Below are 18577 nucleotides of genomic sequence, written 5' to 3'. Positions count from 1 at the left end.
GCCCATCGATTCCAGACAGTCGTACATCGCCTTGATGACGGTCACAGACGTATAATGGGCATTCAGCGTTGACGCGCGGGCGGATGCATATTCCTCCGGCTCCAGCACATTTTTCAGTTCCGCATATTCGGCTGCCCACTGCGTGTTCGCTTCGTCAAACGCCTGCGGAATGCCCCCCCATCCAACATATCGAGCCAGTATCGCCTGCTCGTCCGCTGTCGCTTGCCGCTGCTCCTGTTCCAGCTTGTTCAGCAGCCGAATTGCTTCCATGTTCCATTTGAACTTCGTTTTTGCGCCGCCATGCCCCAGTTCATCATCCGTAATCCGGTAGTTGACAGCCGGGACAGACGGACGGGCTGGCGCGGTGCGGCCGGCCGCACCATCAGAGGAAAGGGAAGTGTCTGGCTGCGATACGGTCTCTGGCCCTTCCGTCACCGGCTTCTCCTCCGGTAAAACCGCATCTTCCGCCGTTTCCCATGCCGTTTCGTCAGTCCATTCCGATTCCTGCTCTCCGGTAATCAAATGATCGTTCAGCGGGTTTTCGCGCAGCATTCGCTCAAAATCCCGGCGATTCACCTCTTTGATGAAGAGCGGGAACTGACGGTCTTGCAGCACCACTGTTCGTTGCTCCAGCTGCACAACTTCATATTCGTCCGCACCAATCCAGACCGTGCTGCCTGCGTCATAACCGTAGCGCGCCCGTTCCCGATTCACAGGCGTGTGTTCCGGTTCCGCTTGTGCGTCCGGTCGGGAAAGCCCCGACGATGCATCCGGCTGCGGCAATTCGCGCCTGGCCATTTCCGCCATTTGCTCCAGCCGCTTTTCCTCCTGCTGCTCCGCAAAGGCGGGCAATCGCTCGGCTTCCTGCCGGTTCAAGTAACGACCCGCTGCCAGCAGTTCGCCGATACGTTTCTGCACGTTCATCCACGGCAGCACCACCTGCGTATCCGGGTTCATGATCGAGCCGCGGGTCAGCGTGATGCCTTTGCTGTCATAATTCATGTGAATATCCGTGCCGATCAGCGCGGGAAGACGCCCGCCGGTCCCGTATTCCCGTTTCAGGAAATCGGCGTTCTCCTGTGCGGACAGCGACTGCTGGAAATGCAGCGCAATGCGATACTTGCCGTTCTCAAAACCGCTGCCGTTTTGCAAAATGGCGTCAATGACCGCTTGCGGCATGAAAAAAGCGGAGGCTTTTGCGTCCTCCGCTTGTTCCATCCACAGCGTCTGTTGCTCGATGGATGGTTCTGACTTTCGCGACAAGTCAAATTCGTTCAACAGCATCATGCTGGCGAGATGCCCGGCGATGACACCCCAATCGTAAAAGCTTTGCGCCGTGCGTTCCTCCGCCGTCCCTGTCCACAGATGCAAAACGTTGCGATACGGTTCAAATCCTGCTCGTACGCCTTCATCAAGCGTCAGTTCGGTGATGCCTGCCGGAAACAAACCGCGCACATACAACATGCGCTCGCGCTCATCCTCGTGAGCAAGGAAAAATGCTGTGATGTCCGACTTGCTCTCCCGCAGCGGCGCGGCTCGGAGCATGCCATTGATGATGGCATGGTCATGAAAAAACGGAAGACCTCGGTCCTCCGTTTCCCGATCAAACCATTTTAATGATAAATCAGTTCCGCCAGAATCAGTTCCTCCGCCTGCTGCTTCAGGTTGTTCATATGTCCCGTCCAGGCCAGCGGATCGCTCGCCTTGTCCGGTGCCGGGTTCAGCCGAAGCATCTCCTTCATCGTCCGGTCGATCTGCTCCCGCGCTGTCCGGTCGATGTCCGCCAGATGCCGGTTCAACTGCTCCGACAACATCAGATGGGCGTACATGCCCTTCCGCTCGGTTTTCAGGAACGTCTTGCGCATCATCCCGTACTTCCCGATGGTCGTCTCCGCTTCGCTCAGCGTCAGGTTGGGCAGCAGATAATCCCCTTGCGGCGAGTACGTCAGTTCCATGTTCATCCTTCCTTTCTTGTCGAGTAGCTTCATTGTGCGGCAAGGAATCGGGTCTTGCAAGGGTATGAAACGATTGCCCCTCATTTGCACGTTGTGCCTCCCGGCGCAACGCTCGAACGGTCGATTCCACTTCCCGCAGCATCATCTCGGACACATCGCTAATCGCTGCGCCCAAGTGAGACAGCGCAGGAAGCGTGTTGAAATACCCGATGCCGGACAAATCCTCGATGCTGATGTAAGGTGCGGGATCGAGTCCGCAACGGGTCATCGCCGTGTAAGCGACGGCCGTTTCGGCCATTTGCTTGAACAGTAATTCCACATGTGGTATGTCCAGGTCTTCCAGCAAACTGTGTTCCCGCTCTTTCATCAACTCCGCCACATAATCGGCGCTGTTGTCATCCACCGCATTCCACGCAGCAGCGAGCAACGCAGCAGGCAGATCCGCACGTGGTTCCATCTCATCCGACGCGCCGAACGCATTTTCCAGCGTTTCGATGACATGAGCCGTATCGCTGTCCTGCAATCGCCAAAGCGACACCTGCGGCTGGCGTCTGCTCTGGGTATCCGATACGTCAAACACATGGCGCAGGCCCAAGTGGTTGCCCCGATCTTCGATCAGGGCAATCCCTTTCGCGCCGCGCTTCACCCAGCGATCCAGCCGTTTGTTCCAGACGTCAATCGGCGCGCAGGCCGTTGCGTCCGGACGTTGTGCGTAGATCAACAGTTGATCCTGAAACGGATATTTATAGTTCCAGGCCGCCGTCCGCAAAAAATCCGCCCAGCGGTCAGGGTGATTCGTCACCGTGCGAGCCGTGCTGGCAGCCAGTTCGACGATGCGCTGCAACTTGGCTGTCATGAGAGCACCTCCCTTACCGAAACGTGATTTGATTGGTCAGGCGAATGCCTTCCTCGGAATAACGAGCCGTAATCCGAATGAGTCCAATAAGTTGCAGGCGATGCAGATTTCGGCGGACAGTGGAAAGAGAGAGCCCCACCTCCGAAGCCAGCTTTTTGCCGGACAACAAGACGCAGCCATGCCGCCCGCCCGCGCGGTCCATCAGGTAGCTGTACAATAGCTTTGCTGCAGGAGGGACCTTCGCTTCGGCCAGCAGTTTATACCTGGTGAGATCGTTCATAGGCTTCCTCCTCAGCAGACGCTAACGCTCCGGCGACCGTTCCGACAAACGATCCGGCCGGATGTAGCAGTACAGATAGAAATTGTAGTCTCCCGCATGCGGGAAACAACGCAGGTAGTACCGATGGCGCTCTGTTTGAAAACAAAAGCCGTATACGCCGGAATGCCACGCCCCCGATAATCGGGCCTCCGGATGCGACAGGCAAAAACGGTGCATCTGGCTGCGGCTTTGAAGAAGTCCCTGCTCCGTCAATGCCCGCACAACCGCATCCAGTTCCGCCCGGAAAGCCGGCGTTTTTAGCGCTGGCAAATGCTCGAACCAGTTTGCCCAGAATGTCTCGCCGCTGCTGCCAAAATAACCGCGCAGGTGCCCGATGCAACCCCGTTCCGTATCCTTCTTTATCGAAGCGGAATAAAAATAGGCCGCGTCCTCCGACACGGCCGTTTGCAGTCTTTCCAGCATATTCTTTTCCTCCCGGCTGGTAGGTGTTCGCTCTAGGTTGCGACACACATAGAAGGGGAAAGTCCGATATCTGCCACAAGCCGACGGGAGGAAAGCGGCTGTTTTTTCCGCCCGCCAAATTCAGTAAATAGCAGTACACCAACTTGGCCGCAAGCGGAAGCGAGGCTCCGTCCAGCAGCCGATAACGAGTGAGATCGTTCATTGCGTCCTCCTATCGTTGCGTTTCCGTTTTTTTCTTCTGTGCGGCAGGCGTGGAAGGCGCTTGCTGTTGCTGCTCCACCAAGCGCTCCGGCCGGGCATAGCAGTACAAGTAAAAGTTGTAATCCCCGGCAAAGGGAAAGCAGCGCAAATAGTAGCGGTGATCCTGCGTTTGCATGCAAAACCCGTATACATCCGTGCTCCAAGCACCGCCGATGCGCGCCTCCGGGTGCTCGCTGCAAAATCGTAACATATGCTTGCGGCTTTTCAGCACCTTCTGATCGCCGATAGCTTGAAAGACCTTACCCAATTCTTCTTTAAAAGCAGTCGTTTCAAAGGGAGAGCGCCGGGGAAACCAGGTTACCCAGAACTCCTCGCCCGACCGCCCAAAATCGCCGCGCAGGTGGCCGATGCAGCCACGTTCGATCTCCTCTGCGGCAGAAGCGGAATAAAAATAAGCCGTATCCTCTGGCGCGGCACTTTGCAGCTTTTCCAACATGTCTATCCCTCCCGTCTGGTGAATTTAATGGGTGCCTCCCGTCCCAAAGTCGTCGTAGCTGGACAAATTGGCATGATAAAAGACGACGTCGCCGTCCAGCAGGGAGAACGTTGCCCCGTATGGATCGACGAAGTTGCGCTGAAACCCTTCCATCCGCCACTGATTGTCCAGCGGCGCGTTTTTGTATTGCAGATGCGGGTGGTTCAAGTCTTGATTGCGGATCGTTTCGATGTTGAAATTAACGATGATGTACCCATCCTTCAGAAATACGGGCGCATGGTCGTCCAGCCGGTGCGTGCGGCCGTACTCGGCCAGATTGAAGCCTTTCGGCACCACGTACGGCGCGGCGGGCAAGCTGTAGTCCCCCCGCCACCGCTGAACCGAAGCGTTGGCGCGGGCCGCATCAATGCCGGAGGGCACCTGCGTGCTTCCAACAAACGTCCGAAGCTGAGGCGGCAGCAGCATGATATCATAGCCGCCCACATAAGTCGGCTTCTGCGCATTCTTTACATATTGATCGATAAACGTCTGCCTGTCTCCGGGCGAACCGTTTAGCGACCAAAGCGTTGCGGCGGTGTCGGTCAACTCCTGCTTCGGCACATTGCGCAGGCGAGCGTCGAGCGTCACATACCGTTTTTCAACATCGTCGCTGGAGCCGATACGAATAAACCGCTGACTGCCTGAATGATAGTAAAGATCGACTTCTTGCCTGTTCTTCCCCTTGCTGTCCACAAAATAAAACGTCAGTGTAATGAGGATGCCGTCGCCCGAACCGAACATGTTGCCTTTCGTCATGACTTCGAATTTGAAATGGTAACCCGTTTTGACCGCTACGTTTTTCTTGCCGCTCTCGGGATGACTGCCTTGCCGTACCGGCAGCACGTAAGGTGGGGTATTGCCGCGCGGTGCGCCGTCAATGCCTTTCGTTCCGACCCAATAGGCGTTTCCTGTCGGCGTCGCGCTGCCCTTTTGGGTGCGGAACACCGATTCCCATGCAAAATCGGCAATGTCGGTGATGCGGAAATCATAGAGACGTCCGATCACTTCCACTGGAACCGCTTGCGCAGCCACATGGTTGGACAAGTCCAGGTTGGCATTCATTTGGGACGTGAAGGTAGCCGGGCTGTTCTCGGCAAACGTTCGGAATAACACGTCGTAATGGCCCTCGTCCACCCAAACGGGCAAGTAGAAGGTCGTCTGCAACTGGCCGACCGGGATGGACACCCACGTGTCCTTGGGGACGAACGTCGTGCGATCCGCTTTGTACACATCGAACGGAAAGCGTACCTGCTTGTCCCTCATATACTTGGCATAATCCCGATTGCCGTAGCCCTTGATGTCCTTGTGCGGGCCGCTTGTCGGAATCGTTACGGTAAAGGGCCGGTCCAGAATGAGCGCAGCACGTCCGGCGGTTGGCTGCGTTTTCTGATTATGCGCCTGGTCGTCGGATACGGACGCCCAATTGACGACAGGCGTATGCACCGTCACCGGATTGATGCCGCCGATCGGATAGCTCTTGTTTTCCCCGCCGTCAATGCCCTTGACCAGCGTATAAAAGATAGTGCCGGTGCTCGGTTGATTCGCTTTGTTCGTTTTGGAAGCGTCAATGACATAGCCTGAGCTATACAGCACATCTTGCCCGACCATCGGCGGGGCCGGTATCGCCCCCGGCGTCGGCGCTTTTTCCTCGACCGTCCGGTTGTCCATGATTGTATTTCCGTTAAAAACGAACGAGTCGTTTTTCACCTTGATCTTGCCGATGGCGCTTTCTGCAGTTGACCTCCAGTCCTCATTCGGAACAGGAGGACGGCTGGAACCGCCGGAAATTGTTTGCCCGGGAAGCGTCACATTCGTATAGACCGGATCGGTAATATGCGCGCTGAGCGACGCATCATGCGCAGCGGAAACGGTTGGCGGCGCATAGCCATTCGGCTCCAGCGTAACCGTTCCCGAAGGAAGCGCATAATTGGAGACCGTCGCCTTTTGAATGCCGTACACTTCGAGTTTTTGAATCGTCCAGAAGCTGTACTTGCGTTCAATCGAATAGTTTTTGGTGACCGTCTGTGTATCTGAACGCGGAACGGTAATGGTCGTCGGATTCCCATCTGCATCGGGCGGGCCGGGATGCGTCTCCGTCCAGGTGAGGGTGTACGTTTTGCTCACCTGAATCGGGTATTGCTTCGTGCCGGTCGTTTCCGTGAACTTGTTGCGATACAAGTACGATTTGGCTAAGGCGTTCACATACAGGCTCTCTGAAGTCGGAATGCCTTGCAGCACATCAAATTTTTCTGCGCCGCGCGAATCCGCCTGAATGACGGCTGAAACGCTTGGCTCCATCACTTCGGCCTGCTGGGAAGCGCCAGGCTGCGTATCCCCGCCACCGTCTCCTTTCCGTACTGTATGATCGGATGTCGAATCCCCCGTATTGCCGTCCACATCCTTCACGACGACGGTGATTTGCACGCTCACTTTGTCGCCGGACGTGAACGGGATTTTGATCGGAATCGTTTTACTCGTTGAAGTGCCGGAGAGGGTTCCGCTTTTGTCGCCCGTTTGAACGAGCCTGGCATTTTGAATATCCGTGATCTCATATGACTTCAAATTCTTTAACGACTTGACTTCAAAAACAAAATTCCCGTCCACTTTGGTCACGTTTTGGTCGACCGTTTCCGGCGCTTCAATCCGGGACGTGACCGTTACCGAGGAGGGAATTTTGTAAATGCCGATAAAGTTGGAGCCGCCCGATCCCACCAGAATGGAACGCTCTTTGAGTTTGGGGTCGCCTTTTTCTAGAACGAACAGCTTCTCGTCGGGTTTGTTATTGTTCGTAACGTAAGACCGGATGATTTCATACGTCTGACCGCCGGAAGTGAGTTGTCCTTCAAACGTATGGTTCGCTTCCTCGCCGGTTGCGAAAACGCCTTTGTCCACTTCTTTGAGTCTGGTGCCGTCTTCTTTTTGATAGATGGCCTTCACCGGATTGTTCTCCGCATATTCGGCAACCGCGTCCGTTCCGCCCAGATGCACCGTAAAGCTTCGCGTTCGCACCTTCGGATTCGTTTCGGGATTTTCTTGCAGCCAGTCTTTCCGCGTCGGGTCCTGCTTAGGCGACAAATAGGATCGAACGATCGTATACGTTTTTCCGTTGTCCTCAATCGTTTCTGGAAATTCATGATCGATCGTTTCCCCGACTTTGTATTTTCCCTTTAGAAATGTAACTTCCGGTCTTTGAATGACTGTGCCGTCAACGGTTTTTGCAATGACATCGACGGGAAACTCCGCGCTTCGATAGGGCACATGAATGCCGAAATAATCGTCCAAATCGTCCGGATGCGCCCAAGGTTCGGCCCTCTTGATCTCATCCAGCGTATAAAAGGGCCCTTTGCGCACGTTGCCGTTCCCGTCGACAGACACCATGATGGCATACAAATATAAGTCGTCGTTGTCTTTGATGTCGCCCATGCCCGCTTTCCACATACCTTCCGTGACGAGCGCCTCGCTGACTTCGTAATAGGTCGTGACAGGCTGGCCGGGGATGGGCGGATTCGGTTCTTGGCCGACTTGCCGTACTTGCTGGTCCAAAAATGAAGCATGTTGGCCGCTTCTCGGATCGCCACACTGCTTGGGCGTCGTATTCGAACATAATTGGTCACGGCGCACCGTCCAACCCACGGTTCTGTATTTAATGGACGATGTTGCAGCCGTACTTGTGATTTCAAAGCTGATTTTTCCTGCCTCCGTTCTTACTTTGGGGGTTTCGGCTTTCGCTGCGAAAGGAAAACCCGAAAATAAAAAAGAGCATGCCAGAAGCACGCTCAACGCCGATTTTATGAATTTGTTTCTCTTCATCTACTCCGAGTCCGCCTTTCTGATGAAATAATTGCGGAATAAACTGGCTCCCGGATCGACTTTCAATGTACTGCCCCAATCGCCGCCAACATTCGTGGAAAGGGAAATATCCGCGTAACCTTCGTACCAAACCTGCTTATCGAATTTGCGTTCATTGGGGAACCGCTCATCGTACAGCAAATTTTTACTTTCCGTGAATGAGTTGAATTTGATTCTGAACTTGGAACGTACATAATTATTTCCAAACCCGTCTTTATAGATCATGGAAGGCTCGGGATCAAGGTATCCTTCGATCTGTATCTTGTTTTCTTTAACCCACTCCACATACCGCCGGATATATTTCAATTCCGCATTGGAACTTTGCATTTTCGTGGCGAATACCGCCTGCGCCCACGTATCGTCAATCGTTTTGTAGTCCACATTCAGCCACAGCGCGCCGAACATTTTCAGCCGGTTCATCCATATATCCACGTTTTTCTTATTGAATTCCGGTATGGTTGAATACAATACCGATGAAACTTTGCTGTCCGTAGGATGCGAGTAGGGATAGGCCATCTCATAGGCTTCATTCGGCACATCGGCCAGAATGTACGGGTAATCTTTCGCGTTCTTCGGCAAATGGGTTGTGCGAATCAGACGGCCCCATTCATCATACTTCGCATTGGCGTCTTCTTGTGTGGAAATGAAGACGGTCGATGTCGGGCTATCCCAATTCACTTCTGCCCCCAGCGCTTCGCTGACAAAACGCAGCGGGACAAACGTCCGGCCGCCACTGGTGATCGCCTTCGAATCGAAGGCCACTTCTTTACCGTTGACGAGCGCCTTGCTATCGCCGATCGTAAGCACAATATGCAGGTCGTCCCGTTCAATCGGTACGGTCATGGTTTTGGGCTCCATGCCTACTTTCGCGCCCATCTTTTCCGCGATGAATCGAACCGGCACGAGCGTCCGGTTGTTTTCATCCACAAATGCCTGTGCGTCGGGAAACCAGATTTTTTGTCCGTCCATGACGACGCTGACAAAGGACGGAGGGTTGCTCGCCGCGCTTGCCGTTACGGTGAACAAGCTGCAAATCAACGCGGCGGCAAGTCCTGCAATTATCCATTTTCTCACGCCATTTGCTCCTCTCTTCATAGGGATCATGACAAGTTTGGAAGATTTCGGCTGTTACGTTCATCATAGAGCCGATCCGACGGCGTGTCCACTTTCCAAAATCACCGCCGTCTCGTTAAGATGGCGAGACAGGACATTTCAGCGGCATATAGCCTTTTTGAGCAGCCGCTTTTTCGCTGGAAAACGTCTCTTCCACCGGATAAGTAAAGCCGCATGTGCTGCGGTAATACACCTTCATGCTTCCTTTCCTGGCTCCGACAATCTCCGGCTTCTTGAGCACGCGGCTTCCGCCGAGGGCGTAATTGTTGTAAAACTTGCCTCCCATCGGAATGCCCTGGATAAAAGCAAGCACCCCGACGTCATCCACGGTATTGTTCCATTCTTCCTGTGAAATCGTTGGCAATGTAAACGTGTAGGAGAGACCAAATCGGGAAACCGATTCGTTGTGTTTATTGATCCGGTAGGCGAGTTCGACTTCAATTGCGCGGACGATGGTGCTCCGGCGCACCTGCTCAAATCGCTCCGCATCCTTTAATAACGCAATATTCGTCTGCTGCCCGACGTCGGCGCGCAAGCCTTCGTGCCAGCTCCGGCTGACCGCATCGTAAGCGAGGACGAAATCGTCCAGCGTGAACGAAAGGCTGTTGCCCAATGAATCGGCGTAAGCATACGGCTTTTTCGCTCCCCAAACCGGTTTCTGTTCCGTGTGCCCATCGGTTCCCGTCCACTCCTCCTCGGCATAGACGTAGAAGCCGTCGTAACCAATCACCGCAATAGCCGGGATATACCGACCCAGCACGCCTTGGGCAACGGGATCGTCGGCAATGCCGAAGCTTGCGTACAGCGTCCGATAAAAAGCGGCAATCGCCTCGTCCTTGTTCAGCGCCACCCGCTTGGCCGATTCGTATTGCGTCTCCCGCTGCTGATTCGCATTGACGGTCAACATCCGCGCTGCGTCATCCACCGCGGCATCCAGCGCGGCGTTATAGCGCAGCTCGGTGAGTAGCGCCTTCCGCTGCGTTTCGACCTCGATGCGATTCACGGTCGCAAACGGCAGAAAAATAAGCGCTCCGACAATGGCCCATTCAATCAGCCTCATTGCGCACCACCCCGCCGTAAGGAATGAAGATTTTTTCGTTCGGACTGATGGCCTGGTTCAGAAAATCGAACAGGATCGTGCCGGGAGTCCGGTTCGTATTTTTAACCGTGACCGCAAACGTATCGCCGACCCGCAGCTTGTAGCGTCGCGCCGGATCGTCTTTTGCGGCCGCGCTGTTCGGAAAGAGAACGGGCAGGATCTGCGCGTTGTAAAACATGTCGTAGTGCACTTCGTAGCTGCCCCGAAACGTATCCGGCCTTGTCGGGTCGTCGTAAACCGGCACGTACTTTTTGCTTCCGTGTTCCATTTGCACATCGAAGGTGTTGCCCGTTGCCGCAATCGCCTCCATAAAGTCCGTATACATGCTCGGCGACACAAAGCCCTTGTCCCGCACTGCATCCACAAATGTTGTCGTCGCCTTCAATACGACCAGTTCCGAAATATCGTCCTGCTGGTCGAAGGCTGCGGAAATGGGGTAGAGGTAGAGCAAAAGAACGGCAATGAGCACCGCGAAAACTTTCGAGAAACTGTTCATGGCATTCTCCTTAGCGTAAAGCGAAAATGAGACGCACCAGTTGTCCGGACGCATCTCGCTGGGCGACTGCCGTATACCGGGCATTCAGCTGAATCCCGGCGGGGACGAACAAGTCCCGATCGAGCGGCGGCGCGTATCGAACGCCGTCCACCACAATTTCCGCGTCTCCCGTCTCCAGCCGGGCAATGGACTGAGTAACCTCTGCGCCGGATACGGTGCCGTCGCCGGCAATCGGCGAAAACGCCATCTGCACGTTGCGATCCAGCGACTTTCCCGACACATAGGCGGTGGCGTTCAGCGCGGCCCCGGTTTGAAATAGCATGAGTCCGCTCGTTACGGCCATCAGAAAGAGAAGACAGGCCACACTCATTTCCAGCATCGTTCTGGGGGCATATTCCATCGGCTTCCTCCTTGAAAACGCCGGGGCGTCCGTCTATACCCGAAAGGACGCCCCGTCAGCGTTGTGATGTCAGTACGGACGCTTACTGCTGCCGGAACACGATGCCGCGAATGACGTTGCTTCTGTCATGCACCAGTTGCGCCCGAAATTTCCCGCTCGGATTCACGTAGTTGATATCCGATTCATCCACCGTATCGCTCATTTTCCCCGGCGCTTCGCCCATCACCGAGCCGTAGGTCACGCTGTCGATCGGAACACCCGTGTTAATGACTTTGCCGTACCACTGACCTGCCGGATTTTTCCCGGTGACAATCTGGATGCCAAACTGATCTTGATCGCTGAACTTGCGCAGCGCGTTGACCACCTGGCTGCCCGATAACGTCGTGTTGTCGTACACCGTAAACGCCGTTTGCGACAGCTCCGTCTGGATATTGCTGAAATTGCTTTGCGCCGCCTTGGTGGAGTCTTGCGCGGAAATAAACAATACGACGGCGAGGGTAATGAGCGCGATGGCCAGAAAAATGCCTGCCGCCATTACGAGTGCTTTTTGCGCGTTCGACATGAACCGATCTCTCCTTCAAATGATATTCGAAATAAAAAAGACGCTTCCCATTAGGAAAGCGCCGCAACATGTCCGCTTACTGAATGCGCTGAAGCTGTTCGTAGTATACGGACATCTGGTGCAAGCTGACGACGACGAGCGGAATGACCAGATAGCCGAAAATGAGAGCCATCATCGGCGCAAACCCGATCCATTTTCCCCAGCCTGCCTTTTGCTCGATCAATTGCTCGTACTCCTGTTTGCGCTGCTCCTGCGCGTAAGCCTGTTCCGACTTCAGGTCGTCGAACGCTTCCCGGATCGGCAAACTTTGCGCCGCCAGTTCCAGCTTTTCGACCGTGCGGACGAACGGCACAAACGGCGCATCCTCTTTCAGCTGCGCCAGCGCCTGATCCGCGCCCTGTTCGAAATGGAGCAAGCAGGTTTGCAGCGGTTCCTTGAACACGCGGGCAAACTGTTCCATCCAGATGAGCAGATGCTCGACCGACATCCGGTCCATATCTGCCAGCATGGCGATGACGGCATGCAGTTGATCCACTTCATGCTTCATCTCCATCTGCCGCATGCGCCGCTGGAACAACCGAACGCCGACCGGCATGGCGTAGCCGCCCCATCCCGCGAGAGCGGCGAGGAGCGCTTCCCACCACTTCATATACTGATTGTCCAGCTTCGTGAGCTTGACCATAATGCGCCGAGCCGCGGCGCGAAGCTTATCGTCCTGATTCGCCGTCGGCGTTTCGCTGCGGAGCAGGGCCATCACCGTTTCTTCGGTGCGGTGCTTCACCTCCTTTACGCGATCGATGATGCGGCGATCGAGCGCCGCCGCCTCGCGCGCCTTGGCTTCCTCCTCCGGCGAAAGTTGGCCGAACAGGATGCCCGGCTTTACCGGCGCATACAGGATCTGATGCCGGCTTGCGGCATGAAGCGTAATAAACATCCCGAGCACTGCCAGAAAAGCCATGCCCCCCGCCACGATGCGCTGCACATAGAGCCATTCCAGCCGAAGCGGCGACGCGGTGTCTTTCAGCAGCTTGACCATGCGGTCAGCTTCACGGGAACCGGGGGCGGGACCGAAACGATGCACAAGCCAGCGCATCCACGGCCATTCGTAAACCCGTTTCTCCCATCTTTTTCGGCCGGTTGGTTTTGGACTCGCATCCAGCTCCTGAATGTTCCGCAGCAGGACGTAGGACAGCCATACGACCGCCATCAGGCCGATTTTCACGATCCAGCCGGTCGTGCTCGCATAAAAGGCGTCCATGGCCGGAAAGTAATGGCTGGCCCAAGCTTCGATCGGCCGGGTAAACAGCAGCGGCAACAGCGCGATGGCGGTCAGTCCTTGCAACAGGAAACTGAGGCGCTCGCGGCGCAGCAGTTCCAGATTCAGTTCGGTCGCGAGCTTGCCGATCGCCTTCAAGTACACGGAACCGGTTGCGGTACGTTTGTCGCCGTATTCCTTCACCAGATGCGACAGCCCGGCCAAGCCCTGCAAATACCGATTCGGCGCACTTTCGATGTACTGCGCCAGCCGCTGCTCGGCGTCGCTAGCCGTCAGAACTTCGTATATTTCGTGTCCGTGCAACGCCATCTCATACGGCGCGCCGTCCGCCGCTTCATAAATGGCTTCTTCCACCATGCCATGACGATGATAATGATGACGCACATCCGAAAAAAAATGCCGGAGTTGCCGAAGCAGTCGCGTCTCCAGCCGATGCACCAGATTGTCCGAAAAGATTCCGTGGCCAACCCAGAAGCCGATGCCAATCATGCCGAGCGTGGCCGGGTCGCGCACGCCCAGCGCCAGCGGAACAGCCGCTGCAATCAACATGCCCCAAATAATTAGAGCCGTCTTCATCGTCTCCAGCCGCAGCTTCCATTCGTCGCCAAGCTGGAGGATGGTCATTCGTTTGCGAATTTGAATCAAATAAGCACGCAGAATCGGCACGCGCTCACATAGACGGTACAAATGCTGCATGACACTATACAGCGCTTGCTTCTTGCGGGCTTTTCCGGGCTTGCGCAGCGCTTCATACCGCCGAATGGCCTCCACATCCGAACCGTGACGGGATACCCTTTGAAATGCGGCCGCCATCGCGAGGAACAGCACCGTCGCTGCGCCCAGCAACAGGGACAGCCATTCAAGTCTCATCGCCATCCCCCCAGTGAACCGCCAAAAACGCTTCGAACGCCGCCTGGTCCGGCCCGGCGAGGCATGCGGCGATTTCCTTGCGGCTTCGCTCGGACAACGGATGAACGGCGACATAGCGTCCGTCGCGGTATTCGATGACGTTCCGCGCGACGTAAAGCGGTCGGTCCGTCGAGCGGCGGAAATATTCCAGCATCGTCTCCATGAACGCCGTCATTTTCTCCTCGGTCGTCGTTTTGTGGCGGAACGTCTCCGGGTAGCTCGCTTCCTGCTCCACCGGGACGCATTCGGTAATTCGTTCGATGTAGCGATGTCCGTCCGCGTCCCGCCTGAGGTGAATGTCGAAGTTGATGACGCTGACGACCTGCTGCTCGGCCACTTTTTCGTTCGTAAACACCCCTGTCTTCAGCAGCGAGTTGCGCAGCGAATAGACGAGATCGCGGAACGTTTTGGCGTGATGCGTAAACAAGGTGAACAGCGAAGCGACCTGCGCCATCTGCACCATCCAGGCGGCAACCGGGTCGGTCGCCACTTCTCCCAAAATATTGACCGAGCCGTCCGTTTTTTTCTGGATGTCCAGACCGTCCTGCCCGGAGATCGTTTCCGTTTCCCGCAAGCTTAAAATGTTGCGTTCCCGGTATATTTTCCGAAGCTGCAGCTCAAAGCTCATTTCCTGCACCCGGATCGGCAAGATGGCCGGAATGTAGCGCACCATCGCCATCAAGAGCGTCGTTTTGCCGCTGCCCTGCGCGCCGGTGATGGCCGTGATGCGTTCTCCCATGACGAGATATCTGATCAGTCCGATCGGAAGCTCCGCATGGTCGTCCTGAATCAATTGTTCGAGCGTGGCGTTTTGCACATCGAATTTGCGCACAAAAAAAGCCCACGATTCGCTGAACCGGGGGCGCAGCACGACGACGCGGGAGCCGTCGGCCATTTCGTTCACCTTAAAACCGTTCGCCTCGGACAATTGGCCGGGAAAATTATGTTTGTACACGTTCTGGCACACGCGCCTCAGTTCTTGCTCCGAGCCGAAGGACAGGAAGCTCAAATGAATGGATTTCCCTTTATAAAACAGCCACACGCTGTCATGCGACCTTGGCACCTCGCGCAGTTGCGCTTCTTCCTCCAAGCTCCATTCGCCTTCCCACATCGAGGGCGGGATGCCGGAGACGCCGCCCGATACGCCGTCAATTTTCATGTCGCGGATTTCGTCGATGACACTAAACCCTTTGTACTGCTGGTAGATCCGCTGCACAACGATCTGGGTTTTGTCCCCGGCAGACAGCTTGCGCGCTTCCTGCTTGTAAATATCGCGGATTTCGTCGGCGGTAATCCGGTACGACTCGGTCTCCTCGCCTTCCATGCTCCGTTTGGGGCGGTCCAGTTCGTATTGGCGGATCAGTTCGTCCAGCGCTCTCAAACGATGTTGTTTCTTAAACAGATAGAGCAGGATGTCAAACTGATCTTGCGATGTGAGCGCCTGCGGGTCGTCAAACGGCAGGAGGCGATTCAGGTTATTGTCGTCCAGATGGTAGCGCTGCTCGAGCAAATCGGCGATGACCTGCTTCACATACGCCTTGTCCCGCAAATCTCCGGACGTGCAGCCCCGCAGCGCTTTCTTCAGTTCTGCGCGCTTGTTTTTGCGGCGGCGGTATTCTTCTTCCGACAAGCCGAAGTCGATCAGGTTGCTGCTTGTCATCTCGTGCAGCGCCTCTTTCACAAACGCGGTCATCGCTTCCAGCGTATAGACCGGTTTTTCGTCCGGCTGCTCCGGCAAGCGGCGGCTCATGCGCAAATAAAGCAGGACTCCGATCGCGATCAGTATGCCCGCCAGAAGCAAAGCGTTCAGCGCGAACATCATCGGTCATCGTCCTCCTTCCCGCCGAAAAGAGGCTTGCTTAATCCGGCGCGCTGGACGATCGCTTGTGCCAATGTCCGCACTTGCTGCATAAACAGTGAGTTTTCATGACCGCGCGGCACCTGTCGGTTGCGAAATAAAAAACGGATAGCTTCTCCTTGTTGGGTCGCATCCAGCCAGCCCGTATTATGGACAATCGGGTACGCGGGCTCCCGCCGATGAAAATGGCGCTTCATGTTTTTGACGGTCAACGCCGACCCGGGGTCATATTGTCCGAATACAAGCAAATGCTTCCGGTTGGACTGAAGCTGCGCCTCCACCAGCGAAAAAGCTTGCTCCAGTTTGAGCATGTTTTGCGGCAGACAGACGACCAGCAAATTCGCCTGACGCAGCAGCGCCTTTGTCCACGCCGACAGCTTGCCGCTTCCGCCGTCCAGCAATACCAGATCGTAAGCGCGCCTTGTCAGTTCCAAAAGGGGCGCAAGCCATTCCTGTGCGGCGGAAACAAACGATGCATCCGGCTTGTTCGATCCCGGAAGGATGTCGAGTCGGTCGGCGAGCAGCGGCAGCGTGTAATCCCGCAGCCTGTTCGGTTCCAGCTTGCGGTTTTGCAAAAGCCTGAGCAGCGCGTCGATGCCAGCGTTAGACGGGGTGTCCGCTTTGCTCATCCAGGACCGTCTCGGGTAAAAGCTGCGTTCGATGGCCGCGTATTCGCTTTGCAAATGCCCAAGCAACAGAAGGCGCGAGGAGTATTCCAATCCGAGCAGCGCCGCGGCGGCAATCAGGTTGCTCGTCGTACCGGCCTGTCCCGAAACCGGGCTCCAAAACACCACGGTAAAGCCCATTGTTTCATCTCCTTTCGCATAAAATTACCGGACACGCGAACGCTTTCGGGAGCGCGCCCATGCCCGCCGGGCCGTTTTGGCATCGCAATCAAACAACTGTTGCAGCATGTCCAACACGTTCCGGCGATACGTCCCGGATAGCCGCCTGATGTCGATGCGCCCATGATGCTGGTTGTCCAGTTCGACCGACATATCCCGTTCGTCCAGCGGAAAGCGGAACACGGTGTCCTCCCAGTGTACAGCCTGCTGCGGCAGCAGCGAATCGAAATAGGTCTCGGGCATGGCGGTTGGCAGGGTAGGAGCTATCAGTCTGTAAAACGAAAGCGGCTGGCTCTCCGCTTCGTGAAGGCACAGCCGCTGCATCAGCTCCGCGTTTTTATGCATGACGAGCCGGCTCCAATTGCTGCACCACACCCGCTTGTCGTAGCCCTGCAACTCTCGTCCTTTCACAAATTCGGTGTGATCGGTGTCGAGCAGCATGACATCGTATGCTGTTTCGCCACCGGCTTGAAGCAGGGAACGTTCCAATTGCGCTGGCGTGATGAGTCCGGTCGCCACATCGATGCCTTCAAACTCCCGCAACGAACAGCCGAATTCCGCTTGCGGCAAATAGCCTTGCATGGACTGGGCAAGGGTGGAATCCACGATCAGCACCTTTCGCTCCATCGCCGTGAGCAGCTTGCCCAGCACAAGGAGCAGGTGGCTTTTGTCCGGCGCGCCGAAAAACACGACTTTTTTCATGACGGCCTCCTTTACTGATTAAAAATTTGCTCCAATTTATCCACTTTTGCAGACTCTCCAGGCGACGAAGCTGGCGCCGGATCTGTTGAAACAGTTGATGTAGGCTCCTCTGGCGTTTCCGGTCGATTCTCACTCATCGTTGTCGGAACGGAAGAGGTGGGCAGCGGCTGCGCAGCTGGCGGTTCGTGATCGACCGTAGCCGTTGCGCCTGCCGGTGGCGTTGATGGGGTCGCCTCATGCATGGCATTGCCTTGCTGCGTGACAATCCGTTCGTTTTGCAATTGCTGCTGCACCGTTACGCTTCCGCTCGTTACGCGCAGTTTGTCCGACTCGCTCATCGCCTTCAGATTGTCATCCAGTGTCGTTCGCAGTTGGCGGGCAAGCTCGGTTGTCGCTTTTTCTAGCAGGTTCGGATCATGATCCATCAAGTCGAGCACCTTCGGATTGGCGGGATAATTGACTACTGCCGATTCCTGCAAGCCCGGCTCGATGTAGGGCAGGGCATACAGCCGCGCGCCTTGCAAGTAGGCATCGATGATCGCGCTTGAAGTCCGTAATAGATCCAGTTCGTTCATTTCCAGCCAGATGACATTGCCGGACAACTCCCGCGCCTTCTTCTTCGCCAGCAAGACAAAATCCTCGCCAGTCGGGAAGTTGATTCGCACGTCGATGTACTGTCCCTTTTGCAGATTGGAGGGAAGCTGAATGACTTGAAACTCCTGCACCCGCAAATCCTTCGGGATTGGCGCGCCCTCGTACAACATGGAAGGCATCAACGGCGTGCCTGGCTCTAATTCGATTTTGGCGCTTTTGCCAATGACCGCGTTCTGATCAGTAATCATTCCTTGAGGCACCAGATTCGCAGGCAGCGGAACAGACTTGAGGTCTTCCGCCTTCACGATGCCGCCGGCCGGAACAGCGTGCGCCACAGTCCAAACGCTTCTGCGCGATTGTTCCTCTATCGTTTTCAATTCTTCGATTTGCCTTTCATAATGTTCCTTCATTTGCTGTTGTTTCTGCTCTTGCTCTGATTGCTTGATCAGAGAATAAATGGCCGCAGCAGACAGTAAACAAACGCTTACGGCAATCGCCGCGATGATAAGCGCCTTGCGGTGCCGATACGTCCACGACATCGCTCACGTCTCCTTTCAAACCAAAATTGAAGTGCTGTCGATTGAC

16 protein-coding genes are annotated in these 18577 nt (G+C 55.6%); 1 reads left to right on the top strand and 15 read right to left on the bottom strand.

Going from position 1 to position 18577, the window contains the following annotated elements:
• Positions 1-1613: 1613 nt before the first annotated feature.
• Positions 1614-1955 (bottom strand): TnpV protein, encoded by a 342-nt coding sequence (locus tag H7B90_RS32710; RefSeq protein WP_245809711.1) that lies wholly within the window; start codon positions 1953-1955, stop codon positions 1614-1616.
• 319 nt (positions 1956-2274) lie between these two features.
• On the opposite strand from H7B90_RS32710, the gene H7B90_RS32705 reads away from it, so the two are divergent.
• A complete protein-coding gene (locus H7B90_RS32705) occupies positions 2275-2838 on the top strand; it encodes a hypothetical protein (protein WP_246578853.1) in 564 nt (187 codons plus the stop codon).
• On the opposite strand, the gene H7B90_RS04800 is transcribed toward H7B90_RS32705, so the two are convergent.
• The 14 genes from H7B90_RS04800 to H7B90_RS04735 all read right to left on the bottom strand — a co-directional run bounded on the left by H7B90_RS04800 (position 2825) and on the right by H7B90_RS04735 (position 18531).
• Entirely contained in the window at positions 2825-3091 is a 267-nt protein-coding gene (locus H7B90_RS04800) for a helix-turn-helix domain-containing protein (RefSeq protein WP_144933645.1), read from the bottom strand. The genes H7B90_RS32705 and H7B90_RS04800 overlap by 14 nt on opposite strands.
• A 21-nt stretch (positions 3092-3112) precedes the next feature.
• A complete protein-coding gene (locus tag H7B90_RS04795) occupies positions 3113-3553 on the bottom strand; it encodes a hypothetical protein (RefSeq protein ID WP_080835134.1) in 441 nt (146 codons plus the stop codon).
• Between the two features lie 211 nt (positions 3554-3764).
• Positions 3765-4250 carry a hypothetical protein gene (locus H7B90_RS04790; RefSeq protein ID WP_080835137.1) on the bottom strand — a complete coding sequence of 162 codons (486 nt, stop codon included), beginning with the start codon at positions 4248-4250 and terminating at the stop codon, positions 3765-3767.
• Positions 4251-4274: 24 nt separating this feature from the next.
• Positions 4275-8099: a DUF5704 domain-containing protein gene (locus H7B90_RS04785; RefSeq protein ID WP_260410750.1), complete on the bottom strand. Its 3825-nt coding sequence runs from the start codon at positions 8097-8099 to the stop codon at positions 4275-4277.
• The gene (locus H7B90_RS04780; protein WP_311772684.1) at positions 8100-9212 is read right to left on the bottom strand and encodes a copper amine oxidase N-terminal domain-containing protein; all 1113 of its coding nucleotides are present in this window, start codon (positions 9210-9212) and stop codon (positions 8100-8102) included. It abuts the gene before it with no gap.
• 115 nt (positions 9213-9327) lie between these two features.
• Positions 9328-10311 carry a hypothetical protein gene (locus tag H7B90_RS04775; protein ID WP_185134736.1) on the bottom strand — a complete coding sequence of 328 codons (984 nt, stop codon included), beginning with the start codon at positions 10309-10311 and terminating at the stop codon, positions 9328-9330.
• Complete coding sequence (locus H7B90_RS04770; protein ID WP_185134735.1) at positions 10298-10846, bottom strand: hypothetical protein; 549 nt, start codon at positions 10844-10846, stop codon at positions 10298-10300. Before H7B90_RS04770 ends, H7B90_RS04775 begins: the two co-directional genes overlap by 14 nt.
• Positions 10847-10856: 10 nt before the next feature.
• Complete coding sequence (locus tag H7B90_RS04765) at positions 10857-11246, bottom strand: hypothetical protein (protein ID WP_080835149.1); 390 nt, start codon at positions 11244-11246, stop codon at positions 10857-10859.
• A gap of 82 nt (positions 11247-11328) precedes the next feature.
• On the bottom strand, positions 11329-11808 hold the full coding sequence (locus H7B90_RS04760; protein ID WP_054819667.1) for a hypothetical protein: 480 nt from the start codon (positions 11806-11808) through the stop codon (positions 11329-11331).
• Between the two features lie 76 nt (positions 11809-11884).
• Complete coding sequence (locus H7B90_RS04755; RefSeq protein ID WP_185134734.1) at positions 11885-13954, bottom strand: hypothetical protein; 2070 nt, start codon at positions 13952-13954, stop codon at positions 11885-11887.
• A complete protein-coding gene (locus H7B90_RS04750) occupies positions 13944-15815 on the bottom strand; it encodes an ATPase, T2SS/T4P/T4SS family (RefSeq protein ID WP_185134733.1) in 1872 nt (623 codons plus the stop codon). The genes H7B90_RS04755 and H7B90_RS04750 overlap by 11 nt, the downstream gene beginning before the upstream one ends.
• The gene (locus H7B90_RS04745; protein WP_185134732.1) at positions 15812-16657 is read right to left on the bottom strand and encodes a CpaE/TadZ family protein; all 846 of its coding nucleotides are present in this window, start codon (positions 16655-16657) and stop codon (positions 15812-15814) included. Before H7B90_RS04745 ends, H7B90_RS04750 begins: the two co-directional genes overlap by 4 nt.
• Positions 16658-16681: 24 nt before the next feature.
• A complete protein-coding gene (locus H7B90_RS04740; protein ID WP_185134731.1) occupies positions 16682-17398 on the bottom strand; it encodes a hypothetical protein in 717 nt (238 codons plus the stop codon).
• Positions 17399-17409: 11 nt separating this feature from the next.
• Positions 17410-18531 (bottom strand): SAF domain-containing protein, encoded by a 1122-nt coding sequence (locus H7B90_RS04735; protein ID WP_185134730.1) that lies wholly within the window; start codon positions 18529-18531, stop codon positions 17410-17412.
• Positions 18532-18577 lie beyond the last annotated feature (46 nt).

This window comes from Cohnella xylanilytica, from assembly GCF_014212175.1.
In the GTDB taxonomy this organism is placed as follows: Bacteria; Bacillota; Bacilli; order Paenibacillales; family Paenibacillaceae; genus Cohnella; species Cohnella xylanilytica.
This window is presented reverse-complemented; position numbering and strand designations above follow the sequence as displayed.

Excerpts from the sequence above, each read along its gene's own strand:
- H7B90_RS32710 (WP_245809711.1), bottom strand. The coding sequence starts at position 1,955 with ATGGAACTGACGTACTCGCCGCAAGGGGATTATCTGCTGCCCAACCTG.
- H7B90_RS32705 (WP_246578853.1), top strand. The coding sequence starts at position 2,275 with ATGTGGTATGTCCAGGTCTTCCAGCAAACTGTGTTCCCGCTCTTTCAT.
- H7B90_RS04800 (WP_144933645.1), bottom strand. The coding sequence starts at position 3,091 with ATGAACGATCTCACCAGGTATAAACTGCTGGCCGAAGCGAAGGTCCCT.
- H7B90_RS04795 (WP_080835134.1), bottom strand. The coding sequence starts at position 3,553 with ATGCTGGAAAGACTGCAAACGGCCGTGTCGGAGGACGCGGCCTATTTT.
- H7B90_RS04790 (WP_080835137.1), bottom strand. The coding sequence starts at position 4,250 with ATGTTGGAAAAGCTGCAAAGTGCCGCGCCAGAGGATACGGCTTATTTT.
- H7B90_RS04785 (WP_260410750.1), bottom strand. The coding sequence starts at position 8,099 with ATGAAGAGAAACAAATTCATAAAATCGGCGTTGAGCGTGCTTCTGGCA.
- H7B90_RS04775 (WP_185134736.1), bottom strand. The coding sequence starts at position 10,311 with ATGAGGCTGATTGAATGGGCCATTGTCGGAGCGCTTATTTTTCTGCCG.
- H7B90_RS04770 (WP_185134735.1), bottom strand. The coding sequence starts at position 10,846 with ATGAACAGTTTCTCGAAAGTTTTCGCGGTGCTCATTGCCGTTCTTTTG.
- H7B90_RS04765 (WP_080835149.1), bottom strand. The coding sequence starts at position 11,246 with ATGGAATATGCCCCCAGAACGATGCTGGAAATGAGTGTGGCCTGTCTT.
- H7B90_RS04760 (WP_054819667.1), bottom strand. The coding sequence starts at position 11,808 with ATGTCGAACGCGCAAAAAGCACTCGTAATGGCGGCAGGCATTTTTCTG.
- H7B90_RS04755 (WP_185134734.1), bottom strand. The coding sequence starts at position 13,954 with ATGAGACTTGAATGGCTGTCCCTGTTGCTGGGCGCAGCGACGGTGCTG.
- H7B90_RS04750 (WP_185134733.1), bottom strand. The coding sequence starts at position 15,815 with ATGATGTTCGCGCTGAACGCTTTGCTTCTGGCGGGCATACTGATCGCG.
- H7B90_RS04745 (WP_185134732.1), bottom strand. The coding sequence starts at position 16,657 with ATGGGCTTTACCGTGGTGTTTTGGAGCCCGGTTTCGGGACAGGCCGGT.
- H7B90_RS04740 (WP_185134731.1), bottom strand. The coding sequence starts at position 17,398 with ATGAAAAAAGTCGTGTTTTTCGGCGCGCCGGACAAAAGCCACCTGCTC.
- H7B90_RS04735 (WP_185134730.1), bottom strand. The coding sequence starts at position 18,531 with ATGTCGTGGACGTATCGGCACCGCAAGGCGCTTATCATCGCGGCGATT.